Here is a 20955-nt window from a genome sequence, read left to right as displayed (position 1 = left end):
CTTTAAAAAAGCCATTTCGAGAATCGAAATGGCTTTTTTGTTATCCATAGGTGTAGGTCGGCTTTTATCTGTTGAATAGCAGCTTGTTGTCTGTACGGGAAAGGACGTCATTCCCAGGCGGTGGCAATCACATTGCGGTCTTGTTTTCCGAAGGAAAAGCATCTCTCATGAACCTGTCTGATGGTTCGACGGAGCTCACCATGACAGGTTCAGACTCATCATGTCGGCTTGAGATGGCGATTTAGGGTTTTACAGGCAACTCCAGGAAGGGGTTGGAGATTCCGGTATTTGTCCGTCGCTGTGCTTGTACAAAGCCGGATGACGGAGCGGAAAGAACGTTGTTCCGGTTTCTGAGGCACGAAGAATACCGGAATCTTGTCGTGCAGATGGTTAGCCAGGCTAGCCATGACAGGTATAGTGGAGCAATCAGGTCAGGTGTATTCAGGAAAGCGAAACGCGTAAATCTTTAGTTTGAGGTAAGCATATCGGCCAATTTTTAGCCATAAAAAAACCTCCGTCAAAACTGACGGAGGTTAAGGTTTGTGGGCCCACCTGGGCTCGTCCCGATAGCTATCGGGGCAGGGACCTATTGATATTTAATTTTCAGCAGATTTTTTGAGGTTCTCAACTAATCGTTAAGCTACCTATCTTTGAAGAGCTTAGGTTATGGCAACTAAGGTATGTTTAATTAGTCTGTCTTTTTTGGGAAGACTTTATTGTTAGTTTGAAATGATCTATCATTGTTTTAAAAAAAAAATCAAACAATAGTTTACAAATACTTGTCTTGAGATTTCTGGTAATTTTCTGCGTTTTACTATCGATACTTTTTACCTCCTGCAAAGAGAAGGATTCTGGTATAATTGCGCATAATAGGGAGTCAATTTCTGACTTTACCTTTAAAGGCGCAGAAAACAGGTTTGCTGGATGCATGCATACATCTGAAAGGAAAGTGAAATTGAGTCTTTGGGCCGGGAATAACTTTTCTGTAAATAAGTCTTTTGCTGTTTATCTGAATAATGGAGACCATCCAATTATGGAAGGAACATTACCCTTGATAAGAAACGATCTTGAAATGAACTTCATGCTTGCATATACTGGATTTAATAATTTAATCATTCATTATCCTGATTCAAAAGTGACCACTCCTGTGGAGGTTGGAATCCGTATTAATGAATCAACACATTCAGTTTATTTTGACGACACTTATAATGGATATTTGGATGTCATTCTCGACTCGGATGAAAGCCTTCATTGTCCCAAGGTCGATGGTAGTAGTAGTGTGTTATTTTGGGTGGATTATGATCCGTTATGTGGAGCTTTTAGTGTTGATCTTGGGAATCAAGGATCAAAGAACTTAACTCGATACTATGAAACCCGTCCCGGTTGTGGAGCACCGGGTTGTGCAACATTCGAAAATCTAGACGCAGGCATCTATGCTTATAAGATTCATTGTGGAAACGTTGAATATAATACTGGAACGATTGAGGTTTCAGGTGGGCCAGAGTGTAAGCTGGTTAAGATTTCTTAATAAGCTTATAGGTTAATTTTTTTCCATTTCGGGTTTCAAGTTTAAGAATAAACATTCCATTTGGAAGGTCGCTTAAATCAATCGAGGCTTTATTGTCTAGCAATCTGATTATTTGAATAATTTCTCCTGTAAGACTTTGAATTTCTACATTCAAAATTTCACTGTTTGATTTAATCATTAAATCCTTTGTCACTGGATTCGGATAAAATCTTGGTTCGCCAATCTCATTTGCTTCTAGAGGAGAAGATATTTCCTCAAATGGAGCGAATTCTGATGCGTTCCAGGACTCGTCAATGGCTTGAACGCTCCATTGATAATACGAACCCTCTTCAATGGTTAAGTGAAATTCATTTTTTAGAAACGCGTCTCTAAATAAAACAAGTTTCGGAATCCCAGAGTCTAAACTAGACGCCCTAAGAGGTATGCCATCCTTAAGTACCTGAAGATTATACAGAACATTTGAATGATCATCAGTAGACGGTTTCCAACTAATCTTTGCGGTATTTCCTGAGAGTGAGGTCGTGAGTTGTTCTGGTCGGGTAGGGGGGGTGTTGTAATGGGAAATATTAAATCTGTTCTCATAAATGATCAAGTTGGATTGCTCATTGACCCGGCCTGATACGACAACAATATCAAGGTCGTTATCATTGTCTATATCACCTATGTCCATAGATCCGTTTGCAAGGCCTCCTGATAGTCTATGTGATGGGTCGGGTTGAGATTGGAGGAATATTCTGGTTTCGGTGTTAGACTCATCAATGCCATAGAGTATTTGGTCTACTTCTCCATTATTGTCTAAATCAGCGGAAAGAAACACAGGCCTTGAAGTAAATTTTTTAGTTATTAATGATGATTTGTATTCTAAAACGTTGTCTCCTTTGTTTACATAACATTTGAAGTTTCCGCCTACTCCGCATGGGTTATTTCCGATGGAAGCGATGTCCATTAAATGATCACCATTGATATTTACCCAAACTATCTCGGCATTATCCCCATCCGGAACATTAATAACGGTTTCATATTTCTTAAAATGATTTCCCAGATCATTGAGGAGCAACAAGAGTTTTGCGTTACATTCCTCACCAATTACAAGGGCAATATCAAGGAACCCATCATTATTGAAATCTGCAAAGGGTTGTCTTGAATTAATCCTCCCTTGGTAGTGATTTCTTGTTGAGGTGAGGGTCCCATTTTCATTCTTGATCACTCTTACTGCAACTTCATCAGACGAGGGTGGCTTGAAATTTCCTATTAAATCCCAATCTCCATCATTATCTATATCTCCCCAAGCATATTGAGGATCTACCTGTGGAGAGCTTATTTCCCAAAGAGATATTCTTTCAAATTCAAAGTTTCCTAAGTTTATAAGTACAGTAGCATCGTACGGCACACTATTCGAATATACAAAGGCATCCAGGAGCCCGTCATGGTTCAGGTCTACCCAAGAGATGTTTGGCGAAAATCCCGTTTCATTAACCAGCCTGGATTTTTCGATAAAGTTAGTGCCGTTATTTTCAAAAATAACAGGATAATTCTGCAGTACGAAAAGGTCAAGATCTCCATCGTTATCAAGATCCACCAGTTTGGGAATATTTACCTGTCCCTCTAATTTATGGGTGGGCCAATTGTATTGAAACAGTTGAGCGGGTATTGTGTCATTGTACACCCAAACGGTATCACTTTTTATATTCCAATTACCCGCAAAGTCGCGAAAACTATTTTGCTCAATCCATATTTTTACCCATCCACTATCCAACGGATCCACGGTTAGCCTTCCTGGTGTCGCAGATTGTTCTAAAAACATTCCATTTTCCAAACCAAAACCACTATTTTTAATTTCCTTGATGGGTTCTGAAAATGAATACTGGACATCAAAATTCGTAACAATCGTTTGAGGCGCAGTAAAAAATAGCTCTGGGGGAGTTATATCGTAAATAACCTTTAGTGTGTCGCTACCCAAATTACTGTTTCCAGAGAGATCAAAATATGAATCTGGTCTAATCCAGAATTGCATTTCTCCCTCTGCTCCGGGAAGTACCACTAATTTAGCCGAGTCACCGATCATTTCAATTTCTTGAATTTCTGCATTCTCTACTACCAGATCACTTTCATCAAACCCCTCAATCGGCTCATGGAAAGAGATAACAATTTCAAAAATGCCATTTACTGCTGTACCAACTGAGATCAGTTCTGGTACAGGTGAAACTCCGTCAACTATAATTTTGGATATTGAGAGAGAATTCTGGGAATATGGATCCGGCAGAATTCTATTTACTGGATTATTTAAGTTGTATATTTTCCCATGATGCAGCATGGCGAATGAATTATTTATTTCCAATGGGTCCATTTTGATACCTTCTTCGACTACCAGTTCAAAGGTCAGAATCGAACTTCCGGACCCTGATTTATAGGAAGCTTTCATTTCATTGTTATCCCCCAGTATTAAGAAAGGGTCATTTTCGGCAAACACTGTATCTGTAAATGCAACATAAATCAGAAGTGTATCCCCTATGCCATAGTAATCTGAAACACCATGTATTGAATCTACGGTTATTGGCGTATCGGGAATACTATTTGAACGTTTATATAAGGATAATTGACCGGACCAATTACCGGTTGGGAGGTTCTTGTTTGGAGCGCCAGCAATCAAGGTGTTCTCACGCAGTGAAACACCATATCCAAAATCCATCATTTCATTCTTGACGATGGAATCGGCTAATGTGTATCCCAATCCGTCATATGAATACAAGTAAATAATATCTCTGTTATGATTGCCAATTGCCAATACATCCGAGTTAATGTCAAATGAATTGTCCCATGGCTCTATTTGAAAAGGAGTATTGACCATGATTTCAGGGACACCGTCATGAATATTAAGCAAATTGTAGATTCTCAGGTCTTTTGAGTAGGTAGCGGGAGCATATAGGAAGCGTTCATTGATCTGTAATAAACTAGGAGCACAATAAAAATCAGTTGAGTTAGACAGTTCCTTGACAATTTTCCAATTATCTCCATTTCTTTTAAACACATGCAAGTCAGCTCCCGAACTTCCCGAACTTACCGCATAGTTTCCGTAGATATCAGCACCCACCTCTCCACCTCCTCTCGAGGCAATCTGAGTCTTGTATTTTTCAACCCAACGCCCGTTCTCCAAATGATAAATGACAGTAGTACGCTCATAAGATGGGGAGTTATGACCCAGAAATCCAACCATTATCATTTCATTATGGTGGAGATCCACAGAATTACCGAAGACTTCACCCTCAGTTGAGGTTTCGGGTTTAATTAGTTCCGTTCTAAGGCTGCCTTCCCACTTAAGTTCTGTATCCTCATAGGTATACATGTAGACCCCATCATTGCCACCTGAGCCAGGAGCACCTACTGAAAGATGATTTTCGTGGACATCAATGGAGTAACCAAATATCCCATTGCTTACTGGGTTTGGAGGGTGAAGTTTTCGTATTAGTGAAAGTGAATCGCCAAGTATTTTATAGATATATACCATGCCCTGGTTTGAGAAAACATCACCTTCATAGGGAGATCCAGCAAAGACATAACTGTCACTTTGAGCAATTACTCTTCCAAAGTTCGTGTTTACCGTTGTGTAGTAGGGTGTAGTTATTGTATCAACTATTGCCAAAGGTGGATTCTGATTGATTTCAGGTTTTTCATAAACCAATATTTTGTTTTGAGAGCCATTCAAAATCTGTTGATTGTGTACTTCAATCTTTTGTCCAAATAAGGGATTTGTAATTTGAGTGGTTACTTCCCCGATCAGTTCTATACGACCTTCGTCATTAATAAAGAAATTAAGGGTCTTATAACGATCATCGTTGTCATACGTCATGAGAAACTGATTCGTAGAGAGAAATTTAATTTCTACCACTGAAAAAGGCTTTTCGAGCGGTATTGAATATATGTTAGAGGGCTGATTAGGATCACCCGTTGTTAATTCTGAAAGATCATAAACCAAAACATCCAACTTTTCCCCGTTATATAAATCCCTCACATAGCTGATTAAATATTTCTCATTTACATCGAAATGGGTACCAAGCGCGAACCGGATCTCCTCGCAATCATGAAAGAGGGCATAGTCCTGTTCAATCTTACCTTCCCAATCATTATTTTTATCATATACGTATATACCACCTCCATCAGGGCATTCTCCCATTTCATCCCCGGGGGCGGAAACGAACAGGTAGTTTTTATTTGCCTTTATGGATTGACCAAATTGGCGTGAATTTCCCCATACAATATTTAGACTCAATGAGCTTCTTAAAGAAGCTTTCAGGATCGCTTCGGATGCTCCAAGTTCATATACAAAAACGTTCCCATGAGCACCTGAGCTAACAAATAACTTCATACCTTCAAGATGTAAAGACGCTCCGAATCTCCTTGACGAAATTGTATCTGAAGGATAAATGGTATATTGTTTAAAAGCAGACCAATCGTTGGAGGAGCGGGTAAACACGTGCACCGTACCCACCATATGGAGATCATTAAGATTTGACTCAGGTGCTCCAATCACGATGATTGAATCATTCATTGCCATTCCAAGAGAAAATCCTCGGATGTAAGAATCCTCTGAGTATAACTCCTCTGAGTATAACCTTGTTTTCTGTATCCAACGCCCACTCTGGTACTCATAAAGAGCTGCCGACCCGCTACTATACTTTCCATTTAGCGCTCGGGGAGCACTTACTAAAAGGAAGTCTTTGTAAACGATCATGTTATTAGCGAAATCAGCGACTAAATCAGGATGTAGGTCTGGAGCTACAATATCAGTTTCGATCCATTCCTGCGCGACCAAAAAATGAAGACCAATGAAAAAAAACAGGATGCTGACGGTAGCTTTTATTGACATTTCGATTCTTAGTTCCCAACAAATATAGTAGGCTGCGCAATAGGTAGAAAGTCAAGTATTCTAAAAAACGGTGTAATTTTTAAAAATGAGGTTAGCAGCAACTCATGGTCGCTCTAAATACTCTGCACGATTGTTGTTTCCAAAATGAGATTATAATGTGTTTCTACATAGAGCTTACACCTTACCGTCCCCTTTACTACGTAGTGACTTAGTCTCGGCAAACTTTTCGGATCAAGTAATCTCTGTGCTTGATCCGATATTCGGGTATTTGTCCGTCGCTACGTTCCGCCCAAAACCGGAATGAACTGAGTTGATGGTTCACCAGGCTAGCCATGACAGGTACAATGGAGTAAATCGGGTCAGGTGTATTCAGGAAAGCGAAACGCGCAAATCTTTTGGTTGTGTTAGGCTTATGGGCCAATTTTTAGCCATAAAAAAAACCTCCGTCAAAACTGACGGAGGTTAAGGTTTGTGGGCCCACCTGGGCTCGAACCAGGGACCACCTGATTATGAGTCAGGTGCTCTAACCAACTGAGCTATAGGCCCTACAGTTTTTTTCTATTCGAGATGTCAGCTCGAACCAGCACTTTCTCGCTTTCGGCTCGATGCACTGTAACAAAAAACAGCCTTACGACTGTCTTTGTTTTGGAGGTGCAATATTAGATATTTGCCGCTAATTAAACAACGAAGTGCCAAAGAGACTATCAGAAATTGATACAATTATTTTCGACCTGGGGGAGGTCATTGTAGACCTGGACCCACAGGCCGTGATTGAGGAGTTTTCCCGCCTGACCAGCGGTCGTGGCAAGGACCTGAGGGAGCTGATTGTAGGTTCCCCGTATTTGTACCGCTACGAAACAGGCCAGATCGACGATGCTCAGTTTGTCGATGAGATCAATCAGCTTTTTGATTCTCAGATTTCCCTCTCAGACTTTGAGTATGCCTGGAACCTGATGATTAAAGGAATATCGTCCGGTCGCCTGGAGCTGATGCAGAAGCTCATGGAAACTCACCGGGTACTCATCCTCAGCAACACCAACGCCATGCACGAACGATACTTCGACTCCATGGTGATAAGCCTGGCAGGCAAGCCAATGAAGGACTTTTCCCATACGGCTTACTATTCGCATTTGATTGGCTACCGGAAGCCCAATGCCGACATTTACGAGTTCATCATAGAAGATCAGGGTTTTGATCCGAAGCGGTCACTTTTTCTGGATGATAAAATAGAAAACATAGAAGCAGCCAGAGGAGTTGGTATCAATGCAGAGCAGGTACAGTTCCCCGATCAGATATTCGAAATTCTCATTCATGATTAAAAAACACAAGCAGCTTCTCATTCATATTGGGCTTTTTTTACTGACGATCATCACCACCACACTGGCTGGCGCCGAGTGGATGTACTCCAAATATGTACTGTGGGTGGACGAGGATTTATTGATGACCTGGGACGAATTCATGGGTGGCTTTCAGTTTTCCATCCCGTTTCTGCTGATCCTCACGTTTCACGAGTTTGGCCACTACTTTACGGCACGCCATCACAATATTCGGGTTACGCTCCCATACTACATCCCCATGTGGCTGGGTTTTATTCTCTCCCCATCTTTTGGAACCATGGGCGCATTTATTCGAATCAAGGATCATATTTATAGCCTGAAACATTATTTTGATGTGGGGATTTCTGGTCCGCTGGCTGGTTTTGTGATTGCCATTGGGGTGATTTGGTATGGTTTTGCCAATCTGCCTGAGCCAGAGTACATCTATCAGGTGCATCCGGAGTATGAGCAGTATGGACTGGACTATGCCGATCATGTGTATGACAATGACAGCACAGCCTCATTTCGGTTTGGCTCCAATGCTATTTTTTGGCTCTTTGAGGAATATGTAGCGGACCCGGCCAGGATGCCTCATGACAATGAGATTATCCACTATCCCCTGTTACTGGCGGGCTACCTGGCACTGTTCTTTACGGCACTCAACTTGCTACCTATTGGTCAGCTGGATGGTGGACATATTCTGTTCGGCCTGATAGGGGCCAGGCGGCATGAAAAAGTGTCGAAGGTCTTGTTTTCCATCTTCTTGTTTTATGCAGGTCTTGGGCTGATTAGTATTCAGGATATGGCCGATGTAGGACTGGAGAGTTCCTTACACTTTCTGATCTTGATAGGGGCCTATTTATATTTTCTATTTATCTGCTCTGCCAGCATGTTTAAGAGCAGGCAGGATCGGTGGATGTTTGCGGCCATTATGTTTTCTGCGCAGTTTATTGTGCATTACCTCTTTCAGTGGGAAGGCTATAGTGGCTGGCTTTTGTTTGGCTTGCTCCTGGGCAGATTTATGGGGGTAGTACATCCTCCGGTGCTTGACAATACGCCCCTCTCTACAGAAAGGAAATTATTGGGCTGGGTAGCACTGATCATTTTCATATTATGCTTTAGCCCCCAGCCCTTTATATTGGATATACCAGAGTTGATTACTGAATGATGAGCTTCTTCACCACAAAGGTTTCTGGTGTACGGATGGAAATAAAGTAAATCCCTTTTCGCAAGTGATTGAGTCCAATAGCATGAGCGCCACGTGTAATAGTTTGCTCATGTGTGAGTTTACCAGACGTATCCCGGATCTCCAGCATTCCGCTCTCCTGACTGAAAACATTGACCAGGTCTGAGGAGGGGTTTGGGAATACATTGAAATACTTTGATTCATCATCCAGTCCTGTTACCACAAAGGTCTCCTTGGTCAGCTCAGCTGTTTCACACTCGTTGGTCACAGTGAGGGTTACATTAAAGACTCCATATTCGAATGTATGAATCGGGTTCTCCTCATCGGAGGTGCTACCATCCCCAAAATCCCAGGAGTAGGATTGGGCGCCAGTACTCTCATTGGTGAACTGCACGGAACCCGGTGTGGTCTCCTCAAAGCTGAACGCTACCTCCAGAGGTTCTCCCTTGATCTCATAAGAGGTAGGAAAAGTGTAGTGAATGGTACCATTGGTCTCCGTGATTTTACATCTCAGAATATCTCCCTGGTAGTTATTTTGAGCCATGATTTTTAGCTCATTGGTTTGAGCGCCACTCACTTGATCGTTGTTCGTGAGGTTGACATATGTCTTACCGTCAAACCGCTGCCATTGATAGGAGTTGGTAGTGCCTGTTGCGGCCACCACAAATGAGAGTTCTTCATTCTCACACCCTTCCATATCGGCAGGGTGAGTGGCTATGATGTCCTCCTCCAAATCGAGCTGTAAGACAAACAGTCCGTTGTTCATGTCGGATACGATGATTGTGCCACTTTCGAAATAGGGGTAATTGCTCCAGGTACCGCCAAATTCAATGGCATCAGCGTCTGGGTACGTGTCAAAGAATGCTCGTTCTCTGAGTTTGCCATCAGCCACCTGGGCTAAATCCAGTACCCTCAGGCCACTGAAATAATTGGATTCAAAAGCCAGTCCATTGTGGGTATACAGGTTGTGGTCTATGGCCGCCGCATTGTTATAATATTCACCAATAAGCACCGGCGCATCCAGATCTTCTATATTCCAGATGAGTGTGCGTGGGTTGAACCCAAAAGCATTTTCATCTAACTCGTCATTTGATAGGAAAAAGCGATGATCCTCTGAGAGCCATCCCTGGTGAGTATAAGAAACCTGATCATATCCGGTGCGGCTGATCATTGACATGTTGTCCTTGTCATCCACATTCACAATGGTAAAAGTGTCTTCGTTGGAGTTGAAGCATATTTCCTGACCCTGATAGTCAGCGTCTGGTCCCTGGTAAATGACACATTGGGCATCATGGGTATATCCATCAGTGCTAAAGCAAGCCACAAATGCAGGATTCTTGGGGTCGTTGATGTCAATGACATGCAGGCCGCCGCTGCATTTTGTGCCACCATCAGATACCCCGACTACATAGGCAAAACCGGTTTCCTCGTTGATCACAATGTTATGCGCAGATCCGAATTCTTCATACTGGGCATCAGCTTTGAATTTTACGGTGGTGCTGCCATCCAGTCCCCTGAGTTTGGTCAGGTCCAATACCTGCATGCCATGCGCTCCATTTACGTCGCTGACTATGAAGGCGTGATTTTTGAAAGTTTTGATGTCACGCCAGCTCGATTTTCCATGTTGCACATCTCCAATTCTGCTCACTCGTCCATTGGAGGTGGCACTCTCCTGTAACTTGCCTAAGTATACAGGGTTGGTAGGCACGGTCACATCCACAAAAGCTACTCCGTCCACCAGGCCAACCAGTGCATATTCACTCCCGGACTCAGCGTCTGTCCACCCCCAAATGTCATTGAGGTAATTTCCATGATGCTCTACAGCATCTATTTCCTCTGGTGCCAGATGGCCCATCAGTGTGATTTGATTGCAGGGGTAGGTGCCGTCTGACATGCCGTTTTCACAAGGAAACTGTGCATAGGCCGAGGAGCTTGCCGCTATCAATGTTACGATCAATAAGTTCTTCATTTTTGGTTGTTTAGGTATGCTTCTATGCCTCCGATGAGTGATCTCACCTGTCTGAAGCCCTGTTTGGAGAGGTATTTTTTTGCCTGATGACTTCTGGATCCGCTTTTGCAGTGCACGATCACTTCTTTCGTCTTCAGCGGTTCCAGCTCTTTGAGCCTGAGGGGTATACTCGCAAGAGGCAGAAGCTCGGCACCAATATTGGATTCGTCGTATTCCCAATCCTCTCGCACATCGAATAGGGGTAGGGTTTCACCCTTTTCGAGTCTCGATTTTAATTCTTCCGGGGTAATGTCATTCATTTCCTGATGATCAGTTTTTGGGTAGTAATGGAATTGTTGCTGTTTATTTTTAGCAAATATATCCCATCCTCCAAAAATGAAAGATCATAAGATGACCGCTTATCAGATGAATAGACCGTCTGGCCTGAAAGATTAAAAACAGTTAGTTGATCGAAGTTCCCATTGATGCTTAGGGTGCCCTTGCAGGGATTGGGATAGGCCGTGATCGCAGGGAGTGGAGTACCGGGGGTACTGAGGATAAAAGTGGAATCAAACTCAAATACGGGCCGAATCATGAGTACTCCGCTAAGTCGGGTATTCTGCTCCCAAACACCCGTTACGTTGGTGTAGATATTGTTGCTGGCAATGGCATTATTCCTATCAAATCCCACACCCAGGTAATTGTCCGTAAACTGCTGATAGCCCACATATACAGTATCTCTGGTGAGTACCGGCTGGCTGAGTTTGATTCGGGTAAATTGGTTGAGTCCGGTTGGACTTTGGATTGTATAGGGTTGTCTGGAAAGTATCCTGGCATCGTCCAGGCGATCCCAAACCAGGATGTCCACGGAGCTTCCGGATGGGTCAGGTGCAATGTTAGGAAAGTAGATATCCACATGTGTAAGCGTGTCAGCTGCTTCCAGAGCAAATTTAACAGCTACCTGCCCCTTTAGCAGGTTGATGGCAGCGGAGAATTCTGCAGTACCATCATCATAGGCATAGTGATTATGCAGCGTATAGCGGGTGCGTATGGTGTCATTCACTTTCAGATTGACAGGCAGAAACACCGTGTCTACTCCATTTACTACTTCAAACAGGTTCTTGTCGCCGGTTTCGTAATAAAACGTGGACATGATCACCTGAGAGTCCAGCGGGGTATTGTAAGCCTCAATGTCGATATCAGAAGGTCCCAGGATGTTTCTGTATTCCAGCGGATCGAGACCACCAAGGCCCCCGTTTCCCATAGATGATAAGTCATAAACTTCACCTGTGGTAAGGTTTTCCAGTTGATAATAGTAATCCAGCGGATGGCCCACGGCCGTTTCTGCATCCAGGTTGGTAGCCAGTACACTTTGTACACTCAGGTATTTGGCCGGGTCTCTAAAGAAATGATCTGCGGGAACTTCGTAGTAGGGCGAAAACAGGGGCGAGGGACTTCCCGACAGACTTCTGTCGAAATGTGAAAGATCGTTTTCATGTCTGTCCTGATTGAGGTAGACATAATCAATGTGCCAGGTGTCAAAAGGGCCTTTCAGGCTGCTGAATGCCTGAAACTTGAACTGAAATCGCTCATGAAAAAACTCATTACCTGAAACCGGGATGATCACCTGCTGAAAGTAATCGGATACGTTCTCTGGACCTCCAACCTGTACCCACTGGGTCACCCATAGAGAATCCACAGTGGTAAACTGTACACGAATGGAGTCCTTTTCGTCAGGGAGCTCCCCATTGCCTTTGGCCTGCCAATAGAAGCTGAGATAGACGGTGGTCTTTTTGAAATTACTGACTTGACTGAGGTCAATGGGCTGAGAAATAAGGCTGTCTGCTGGCCCGTTGAAGCCATTGGCTATGTCGTGCGCCAGGCCGTTTCCTTTCAATCCATCAAACGTCGCCACCCGATAAGTGGGCGGATTTTGGCCCAGGGTGGCATTCACAAAAACATCCCCACCTGTGATCCACAGGAGCGTATCTGGTGTGCCATCCGAGGTGGAAAAATCATCCCAAAACGGAAGTGTTCGCGGGTATTCGGGGGCAGTTGTTCGGAGTGGACGATGATGGGAGTTTTGTATGCCCTTGATCGCAAACTGAGCCTGACCGGCACTGGCCAGTATGAAAAGGATGCTATATAGGTAGATGCGCACTATTGATCCAGTAGGGTAGGATTGGTATTGAGCGAGTCCGGACTGTAGACCCAAAGATCTACCATCTGACCCAGACGCATGCGTATCCCGGCGCTGGGTCTTTGCTTGAATACTGCTCCCGGAGATACTTTTTGTTCTTTGTAGGTGAAAGTTCCGTCTTCCATTTCGGTCTCTATAACGGCCACACCTTCCTTCTCGTACTTAGTTTCGCCTATTTTTAATCCGGAACCGACTATGGCAAACTGAGCACTTTCCAGATCCAGTCCGATCAGGTTGGGCGATTCCAGCGACTGTTTTCCTAGCCCATCACCCACTACAAGATCGATGATGGAGCCTTTTGGGATGCGCTCGCCCTCTAGTACCTCACGCCCATCCGTTCTTTGCTCCAGCACATAATTAAGGGCCAGGTCTGGTACATAGGTAATTTCTCCCAGTTCCAGGTCGTATGTTTTGAGTACCAGTTGAGCATTTTTTACCGATCCGCTTACAAGTTTCGGCATTCTTACCAGTGGAGCCCTTTCGGCATTCAGTGTTACATAGATTTTTCTGTTTTCCTTCACCTTGGCATTGGGCTGAGGAAATTGCTTCAATACTGCCAGCGGGGGCAGATTGGCTGAAAATCCCGAATCTGCCGTGACTTCATAGCGAAGGTCACGCATTCCCAGGAAGTCATCCAGCTCATCCAGTGTGATGCCGCGTACATCCGGTACAGTGATGGTCTCCCCGTGATTGGTGCTCATAGGAAGGTAGATAAAAAAGAAAATGAAGATGAAAACAACCCCCAAACCAATGATGATGAAAGCGTGGAGCGCCAGGTCTTTCCAGGAGTTGACTTTAAAAATGGACATAGATATCTATAAGTTCTGGTCTTGTTGAAAATCGAAGATAAACAAACTGTAAATCTTTCATTGAGGGCTTATCATTTTTCCACCTGATGTCTGGCAAACCCATATTGAATGATTTGGTCTATAAACTCATATGGTTTCATATTATTGAGTGCTGCCTGATGAAAAATAGCGGTGGCGGGTGTCATGCCGGGCAGCGAATTGATCTCAATGATGATGGTGTCTGCTTGCTGTCCAGAGATTCGCACAAAGGCGTCGATCCGGCAGTAGCCCTCTACCTGAATGGTCCTTGCCGTTTTCTCCAGGGTCTCTTTTACCGACTTGGCAATGGCCGCATAACCTTCCGCTGTGTCTGCAAATCGGGCAGGGGTGATGTTTTGACCTTCACCAGCCAGAAATTTTTCCTCGAGGGAAAGCACTTCGCCGGATGCCAGGGCTTCAGAAGGCTCAAAAACTTCGTAACTCAGACTACCATCTGGCTGAAGATGAGTGAGCATGCCACCTGTAATCTCCAGAAATTTATCCGCGCCTTCCGCACTGATGAGTGACTCTACCAAAAAGAAGTTTTTCTGAGGAAACTCTTCATTGGCCTTGAGGTTCAGGGTTCTCATTGGTTCAGGCAGGAAAGCCTCCTGCGTTCTAAACATCATTTCAGCGAAAGCGATCAACTCTTCACGGGTTTTGATCTTCTTTACGGCAGAGGAGCAACCATCATCTGCTGGTTTGGCAATGAGCGGCAGACTAAATCGGGAGGTGATGGATTCGATGATTTTCTCAGGGTTTTGTTGATATTCTTCCTGATAGACCAGCATGTGATCGGCCACCAGGATCCCATTGGCCCGGAGGAGCTCATTCGTGTCGTATTTGTTGATGGAGATCTTGGAGCTTTCCACTCCGGATCCATTGTAGGGGACGTCTCTCAGTTCCAGTTGCTCCTGCACCGCACCATCTTCTCCGGGTCTGCCATGCAAAGCGATAAAAGCAAAATCTACACGCGTTGCCAGTTCGTCATAAGTGAGAGATTCCAACTGCAGGGCTTCCTCATAGGCAAACTGCTCCATGAGATGATGTGCTTTTCTTCTGATCTCAGCAATGACCGGGTGTGTGACCTCACTGTGATGTGTGATTTTTTCACGGATATCATCGGCATTGTCCTTCAGCATGATGTTGATGGGGAGCTGATAGAGCAAGTGTTTGGTTTCATCACCAGTCAGGAAAATTGGGATGGGCAGGTATTTGCCTGATGAGGCCAATTTTTCATAGATGTTTCGTCCACTCTCTACACTGATGTGTCTTTCAGAGGAGAACCCACCCATGATCACCGCTACTTTGATTTTCTCACCCTGATGGGCAGCGGCCTGTTGCAGGCTGGTGCGCAGGGTTTGTGCCAGTGTCAGTAGGTGATAGATCTTTTTCCCGGCATTCAGTCTAGCTGATATACTTCTGGAAATGATATAGGTCAGAAACTGTGATGGATTGAAGCCGATTTCCGCTGCCTGATGGAAAAAGAAGGAAGACGGCAGCATACCCGAAGTAGTGTTAGGATCGTTCAGAAAGATGTCACCCTCAGCCGTGAAAAAGCCATCAATTCGGGCATATACCTGGCTGTGCAGGGCGGTGAAAAGGGCCTCAGATTTCCTCATGATCCTCTCAATGTCCTGATCGGGCAGATCGATTGGCGTAATCTTGCGGCTAATTCCGGGCAGGTATTTGGATCGGTAATCGAAAAGGTCTGTTCGTTTTTTGATTTCCGTAGGTGGCAGGGCCATGGGAGCGCCAGTCTCATCTTCAATGACAATACACGAAAACTCCCGGCCTTCAATGAATGATTCTACCAGTACGAGTGCTTCTCCATTGGGAGACTCAAGTTTGAGGGTGCTTTCCTTACTTTGATCCAGTAACTCCCAGAGGTTTTCAGGATGATAGACCATCTTTCCATCAACCAGAACCGGGAATCCGAGACCTTCTCTGATGTCCGTAAACGTGACGAGAAAGTTGCGTTTTTGCTCATCTGACTTAGCTTTCCAGCTGGCTATGTCGATGCTTTCAATGAAAAACGACCGATTAAGCCCGGCGAGCAAAGAATTCTTGTCTTGCGCGATGCTTACACCTATGGAGGAGCCCTGATGGGGCGCTTTGATCACCATCGGGTAGCTAAACTCTCGCTCCAGGTTTTGGATAACTGCACTTTGGCTGTTTAGCCACTGGGAACGTTCGATGGAAGTACTTTTTGGCGTTTCAAAACCGGCAGTTTTCAGGACACGTTTTTGTACTTCTTTGTCAATGCCGATGCTGCTGGGTAATATGCCTGCTCCCGAATAGGGAATGCCGTACCACTCCAGAATGCCTTGGATGTTTCCATCTTCACCATAGGGCCCATGCAGGGCCAGAAAAGCGAAATCTATGTGCTTTGAAAGCTGGTCAGGGGTAATTTTCTGTCCAACAGCCGCCATGCTCTTCTCCAGTCGGTCTGGCTCATTCTGCAGCGACTCGGAGTATACCTGAAAGAAGTGTGGGCTGTGAGGTAGATGCTCGGCAGATGGATAGAAATCCCTGATGGTGCCTTTGTAAAGGTACTGCCAGTCAAGGAGTATGAAGTTGCCCAGACTATCAATGAATATGGGTACTGGAGTAAAAAGTGTTTTGTTTAGATTATCGTAGACGGTACGTCCGCCGGCAAATGAAATCTCTCTTTCGCGAGACTGACCTCCAAAAATAATTCCTATCCTCATGGGCGGTAAAATTAACCTGATTTGGGATTTCTATTGTCTGATAAACAATCTTTTGGTGTAGCTAATCTCCTGGCCGGTTACATGAAGAATGTAGAAGCCACTTTGAGAGGGCGCTTTGAGGTTGATTGTTTGGTTGATGATGTTGCTGAAGTCCTGATCAAATAACACTTTACCGCTAATGTCTATGAGCTGGAGGTTAACCTTTTGCCTTTCCGGAAGGTTAAATGCCACATTAAATTCTGTAGTAGCCGGATTTGGATAAAGCTGTACCTGATTTTGAAACTCCGGGAGTCCCGGGTCATTGGTGGTGAGCACGTTGATATTGTCCAGATAAAGTCGGTTGCCATTTCCGTTGGAGAAGACCAAGGCAATTCTTAGTTCGGGCCAGTTCATATACTCCGTGATATCAATAAAGGCAGTTTTCCAGTCTTCCCTGGATTCGGGTACCCATTCGGTATTGCTCACCTTCACTGCCAGCTGCTCGGAGTTGAGGCTGAGGAGCTCTTTTTCAAAAGTTTTTCCACAATTCAGGGACAGGAGTACTTTCAGGTTGTCATTAAATCCCGTACGCTGTCCATAGGAGTAGTCGAACCGAATGGCTCCCTGGTTGTAAGGGCCGGTTTTGAGGGTGGGTGAAATCAGATAGCTCTTACTGACCGTTTCATTGCCGTAGCTCATAGAAGCAAGTACGGTGTCTCCATTCACCCGCAATACTTCGAAGAGGGGTACCCCGGTGGGGTCCACAACGATCCAGCTTTGATTTTCAAAAGTTTCCTGAACGGGGATGGCATCTTCTGTGTCATTCACCAGCCCATAAAATATTTTCTGATCATTGGAGGCCTGCTCGTCCTGCCGTCCGTTGACCTGACTAATGGTGAAGATAAACTCGTTGGACCCGTCTGTCATAAAATCAGAGGTGTTCACCATAAAGGTTTCAGAATGCCCTGAAGGCAAGAAAAGGTCGTGAAATTCTTCCATAAAGGTAACTCCATTCACTTCTACCTGAAACTCAATGTCTCTCACGTTTTCATAGCCATAGTTTTTAATCTCCACCAGGGGGAAGGCCGACTGTTCACAGCTGACCACAGGCAGGTTTTCCACAGATTTGATCCCAATATCATACGCGAGGAGGTTGGCTGATGTCACTGATATGTTGTCCAGATAGATGTTATTTCCTCCACCATTGACCCCAGCAAAGGCTATTTGCACCTGCTCTTCTCCGGCAAATTTGGTCAGGTTGAGGTTGACACTTTCCCAGTCCGATAGCTCGTCCGGGATGAAACTAAAATCACTGGTGCCAGCGGTGCGCAGGTTTTTGCCATAGCGCTCAAAAACCATATTCTGCAGGAGAAAGTCCTGGCCGCAGTTGGTAGAGACTAATACAATCAGCCCGTCCAGGTTTTCCGAAAAACGGGAAGCATATGCGTAGCGGAAGTCCAGCTGTACCGATGTGAGTGCGGAGAAATCCAGGGTTGGCGTGATCAGGAAATCTTGATAGCCGAAGTTGGCTGTCTGATTGTAAAAAGGAAGCACGGCGGCCTGATTGGAAGGCGTAGAGTCAGGGGCGGTGGTGTACATCCAGGCAGATTGCGCTCCGGTTTCTGTAATCTTATAATAATTGGTGCTTTCTTCAAAATCCTCAAAAAACGGAACCACTTTGGGGAGAAATGGTGCAATGGTAACTGTGAGGCTGTTGTTCTGATCGTTTCCATCGGGGCCGCCATTTACCTGAGTGACTACAAAAGTGAGTTCGTTGGCATCCTGGTCATCTAAAAATAGGGGTGTGAAATTGATTTCAGTTGTTTCGCCGGTGGTCAAAGGGACGTTGGAGGTGAGGGTTTCCTGAAGCACACCCTCATGGAAAAGAGATACTTTGAAAGCAGTGATGGGGTTGAGACCGTAATTTCTCACCTGTACGCCCGGTGTTACCATACTGGTACACTGTGATTGGGTGGGGGCTATGGCCGATCGTATGCCCAGGTCATTATTGGTCAGTACAGGCTCTTTGAGGCCAGGAGAGGTGAGGAGCGAAGCCCTTCTCGGACTCTCTTCCAATACCGTGTGCATTCTGAGTTTTTGGCAGGTGGTGAATAGGTTCATGCACACATCATCTGTGTAATCCATGAAGTTTTGGATCATGTCTTTCGTTTCGCAGGAGATCTTGTTTTTGGGACAACCTGTGGACGAACCTGAGGCAGGAGGGGTGTCTTCACAGAAGTCATCAACGCCACAGCCTCCATCCCCCCAAATGTGTCGTAAGCCAAGGTAATGACCTATTTCGTGGGTGGCTGTGCGTCCTTTGCTATCAAAGCTGCCTGTGTTTTCATTGTTGCCGGTCCAGGCATAATCCAGCACCACACCGTCTGTGGACTTATAGTTTTCCAGCTCTGAGGCGATGCCCGGGAGGTTCGAAAATGGAAACTGAGCATAGCCGAGGTTGCCCTGACTCAAATCCGTAACATAGATATTGAGGTAGTCATTTTGAGGCCAGTAACTTTCTGAGGTCAGCAGCGCATCCTCTGAAGGGCTGTAGGTCGACTTGGAGCCCTGAAGTCTCACTATGCCACTGGTAGGCAGGCCTTCAGGATCTTGTTTGGCCAAGATAAACTCGATTTCAGCATCAGCGGCCACATCCTGATACTCAGCGGGTGTTTCAGAGGCGTCTGCATTTGTTCGGTTAAAATCTTCGTTGATGATCTGCAGCTGCTCCAGTATTTTATCGTCGGAGATGTTGGAGCCGGAGCCTACCGGACTACCATCATGTATAATGTGGAAAACCACCGGGATTTGATAGGCCGTGGCTCGTCGTGGGGAAACAGCCTGTTGTGCTTTCTTTTCCTGAATCCGCTTTTTCAACCAGCCTTCAAAGTCGGATTGAACTTCCGTTCGCTGGACATTGGCATTCAGTTGATTGGTAGCACATCTCTCCTGTCCTTTACTTATGCCAAAGGAAAACAGCAGCAAGAACAGTAGTAACCCCCGCATTTTACATCATTGTTTCAGGTAATTTGGCACGGGGATCGTCCGGGGTGGTGATGTTGATGGCCTCAACCCCTCTGATCTCAGGGATCGCTCTTTTAATAGCCTCTTCCACTCCGGCCCTGAGGGTCATCGTAGACATAGGGCAGGAACCACAGTTGCCCAGGAGTTCGAGCTTGACGATTTGTTCATCCGTCACTTCCAGTATTTTCACGTTACCACCATCGGCCTCCAGATACGGTCTTATAGTGTCCAGTGCAGACTCTATTTTTTCCAATAATTCAAGATCAGCCATGTTTTAAACGTTTATTTCTACTTTTTTAGTCTTTGCTTCAGAAGCATTTCTGATGGCCACCTGCTGGGCCAACGATTGAGATAAATCTCGGAATGCCTCAGCGGTCACATCATCTTTGAGTACAGCCGGATAGCCTGCATCTCCACTTTCGCGGATGCTTTGCACCAGTGGAATCTGCCCGAGCAGCGGAATATTGAATTTATCAGCCAGCCGCTTGCCTCCATTTTCACCGAAAATATAGTACTTATTATCGGGAAGTTCCTCAGGAGTGAAATATGCCATGTTCTCCACTACGCCCAAAACAGGTACGTTGATCTGTGGTTGTCTGAACATCGCAATCCCTTTTTGAGCATCGGCCAAGGCTACTTTTTGAGGTGTGGTGACCACAATGGCCCCGGTGACGGGTACGCTCTGGACGAGGGTAAGGTGGATATCACTTGTGCCTGGAGGTAGATCGATCAGGAGGTAGTCCAGGTCACCCCATACGGTATCTCCAAGAAACTGCTTCAGCGCAGAGCTGGCCATGGGGCCTCTCCAGACTACTGCATTTTCTGGTGGTGCCAGGAAGCCTATAGACATTAGTTTAACACCGTACTGCTCGATGGGGATGATTTTATTCTGACCATTGACCTGCGTGACGCTGGGCTGTTCAAATTCACAATTGAACATGGTAGGTACAGAGGGGCCAAAAATATCGGCATCAATCAATCCCACAGAGGCTCCGGTTTTGGCCAGAGCCACAGCCAGGTTGGCAGCCACAGTAGATTTACCCACACCGCCTTTGCCGGAGGCTACGGCTATAATGTTTTTAACTCCTGGTAACATAGGCGCATTCTGACGAACAGTGGTCACGGTACTGGACATCTCTATCTCCACCGCCACTTCTTCACCAAAATGCTTGGTAATGGCTTTTTCGCAATCTTTTCTGATGAGTTCTTTCAGTGGACAGGCGGGAGTGGTAAGCATCACAGTAAATTTGATTGCTTTTTCGCCTGTCTGGATATTATGAATCATATTCAGCGTGACCAGGTCTTTCTTGAGATCCGGATCCTGAACTTCACTTAATGCAATTAATATATTGTCTCTGCTTATCTCCATTAC

The 20955-nt window shown here is 45.1% G+C and carries 12 protein-coding genes and 1 tRNA gene; 3 read left to right on the top strand and 10 right to left on the bottom strand.

The genetic code is table 11. The features are described from left to right. Nucleotides 1-784: 784 nt before the first annotated feature. A complete protein-coding gene (locus tag GV030_RS04720) occupies nucleotides 785-1528 on the top strand; it encodes a hypothetical protein (protein ID WP_159580282.1) in 744 nt (247 codons plus the stop codon). On the opposite strand, the gene GV030_RS04715 is transcribed toward GV030_RS04720, so the two are convergent. Both GV030_RS04715 and GV030_RS04710 read right to left on the bottom strand, forming a co-directional pair. Then, nucleotides 1515-6392, bottom strand: coding sequence for a T9SS type A sorting domain-containing protein (locus tag GV030_RS04715; RefSeq protein WP_159580280.1), 4878 nt, complete (start codon nucleotides 6390-6392; stop codon nucleotides 1515-1517). The genes GV030_RS04720 and GV030_RS04715 overlap by 14 nt on opposite strands. 472 nt (nucleotides 6393-6864) lie before the next feature. Continuing rightward, nucleotides 6865-6938, bottom strand: a tRNA-Ile gene (locus GV030_RS04710). A 143-nt stretch (nucleotides 6939-7081) separates the two neighbouring features. On the opposite strand from GV030_RS04710, the gene GV030_RS04705 reads away from it, so the two are divergent. Together GV030_RS04705 and GV030_RS04700 are read left to right on the top strand one after the other, a co-directional pair. Next, complete coding sequence (locus GV030_RS04705; protein WP_159580278.1) at nucleotides 7082-7711, top strand: HAD family phosphatase; 630 nt, start codon at nucleotides 7082-7084, stop codon at nucleotides 7709-7711. After that, a complete protein-coding gene (locus tag GV030_RS04700) occupies nucleotides 7704-8876 on the top strand; it encodes a site-2 protease family protein (protein WP_159580276.1) in 1173 nt (390 codons plus the stop codon). Before GV030_RS04705 ends, GV030_RS04700 begins: the two co-directional genes overlap by 8 nt. Here GV030_RS04700 and GV030_RS04695 read toward each other — a convergent pair. The 8 genes from GV030_RS04695 to GV030_RS04660 form a co-directional block, all read right to left on the bottom strand. Next, entirely contained in the window at nucleotides 8866-10863 is a 1998-nt protein-coding gene (locus GV030_RS04695; protein ID WP_159580274.1) for a choice-of-anchor B family protein, read from the bottom strand. The two genes, GV030_RS04700 and GV030_RS04695, sit on opposite strands and share 11 nt — an antisense overlap. Further along, a complete protein-coding gene (locus tag GV030_RS04690; RefSeq protein WP_159580272.1) occupies nucleotides 10860-11162 on the bottom strand; it encodes a rhodanese-like domain-containing protein in 303 nt (100 codons plus the stop codon). Before GV030_RS04690 ends, GV030_RS04695 begins: the two co-directional genes overlap by 4 nt. Next, the gene (locus GV030_RS04685) at nucleotides 11159-13003 is read right to left on the bottom strand and encodes a T9SS type A sorting domain-containing protein (RefSeq protein WP_159580270.1); all 1845 of its coding nucleotides are present in this window, start codon (nucleotides 13001-13003) and stop codon (nucleotides 11159-11161) included. The genes GV030_RS04690 and GV030_RS04685 overlap by 4 nt, the downstream gene beginning before the upstream one ends. Further along, a complete protein-coding gene (locus GV030_RS04680) occupies nucleotides 13003-13851 on the bottom strand; it encodes a PASTA domain-containing protein (RefSeq protein WP_159580268.1) in 849 nt (282 codons plus the stop codon). Before GV030_RS04680 ends, GV030_RS04685 begins: the two co-directional genes overlap by 1 nt. A gap of 71 nt (nucleotides 13852-13922) precedes the next feature. Further along, a complete protein-coding gene (locus GV030_RS04675) occupies nucleotides 13923-16580 on the bottom strand; it encodes a D-alanine--D-alanine ligase (protein ID WP_159580266.1) in 2658 nt (885 codons plus the stop codon). Nucleotides 16581-16610: 30 nt separating this feature from the next. Further along, nucleotides 16611-19565 carry a T9SS-dependent choice-of-anchor J family protein gene (locus GV030_RS04670; protein ID WP_159580264.1) on the bottom strand — a complete coding sequence of 985 codons (2955 nt, stop codon included), beginning with the start codon at nucleotides 19563-19565 and terminating at the stop codon, nucleotides 16611-16613. A 1-nt stretch (nucleotide 19566) separates the two neighbouring features. After that, nucleotides 19567-19854, bottom strand: a complete 288-nt coding sequence (locus tag GV030_RS04665) for a NifU family protein (protein ID WP_159580262.1) — start codon at nucleotides 19852-19854, stop codon at nucleotides 19567-19569. Between the two features lie 3 nt (nucleotides 19855-19857). After that, the gene (locus GV030_RS04660; RefSeq protein WP_159580260.1) at nucleotides 19858-20952 is read right to left on the bottom strand and encodes an Mrp/NBP35 family ATP-binding protein; all 1095 of its coding nucleotides are present in this window, start codon (nucleotides 20950-20952) and stop codon (nucleotides 19858-19860) included. Between the last annotated feature and the right edge of the window lie 3 nt (nucleotides 20953-20955).

Origin of the sequence: Marinoscillum sp. 108 (genome assembly GCF_902506655.1) — a bacterium.
GTDB lineage: Bacteria > Bacteroidota > Bacteroidia > Cytophagales > Cyclobacteriaceae > Marinoscillum > Marinoscillum luteum.
Note: the sequence above shows the minus strand (reverse complement) of the source record. Positions and strands in the feature narration are given on the sequence as shown.

Bases quoted from the DNA above. Each gene is read 5' to 3' on its own strand.
- GV030_RS04680 (WP_159580268.1), bottom strand. From the start codon at position 13,851: ATGTCCATTTTTAAAGTCAACTCCTGGAAAGACCTGGCGCTCCACGCT.
- GV030_RS04665 (WP_159580262.1), bottom strand. From the start codon at position 19,854: ATGGCTGATCTTGAATTATTGGAAAAAATAGAGTCTGCACTGGACACT.
- GV030_RS04675 (WP_159580266.1), bottom strand. From the start codon at position 16,580: ATGAGGATAGGAATTATTTTTGGAGGTCAGTCTCGCGAAAGAGAGATT.
- GV030_RS04715 (WP_159580280.1), bottom strand. From the start codon at position 6,392: ATGTCAATAAAAGCTACCGTCAGCATCCTGTTTTTTTTCATTGGTCTT.
- GV030_RS04695 (WP_159580274.1), bottom strand. From the start codon at position 10,863: ATGAAGAACTTATTGATCGTAACATTGATAGCGGCAAGCTCCTCGGCC.
- GV030_RS04690 (WP_159580272.1), bottom strand. From the start codon at position 11,162: ATGAATGACATTACCCCGGAAGAATTAAAATCGAGACTCGAAAAGGGT.
- GV030_RS04660 (WP_159580260.1), bottom strand. From the start codon at position 20,952: ATGGAGATAAGCAGAGACAATATATTAATTGCATTAAGTGAAGTTCAG.
- GV030_RS04700 (WP_159580276.1), top strand. From the start codon at position 7,704: ATGATTAAAAAACACAAGCAGCTTCTCATTCATATTGGGCTTTTTTTA.
- GV030_RS04670 (WP_159580264.1), bottom strand. From the start codon at position 19,565: ATGCGGGGGTTACTACTGTTCTTGCTGCTGTTTTCCTTTGGCATAAGT.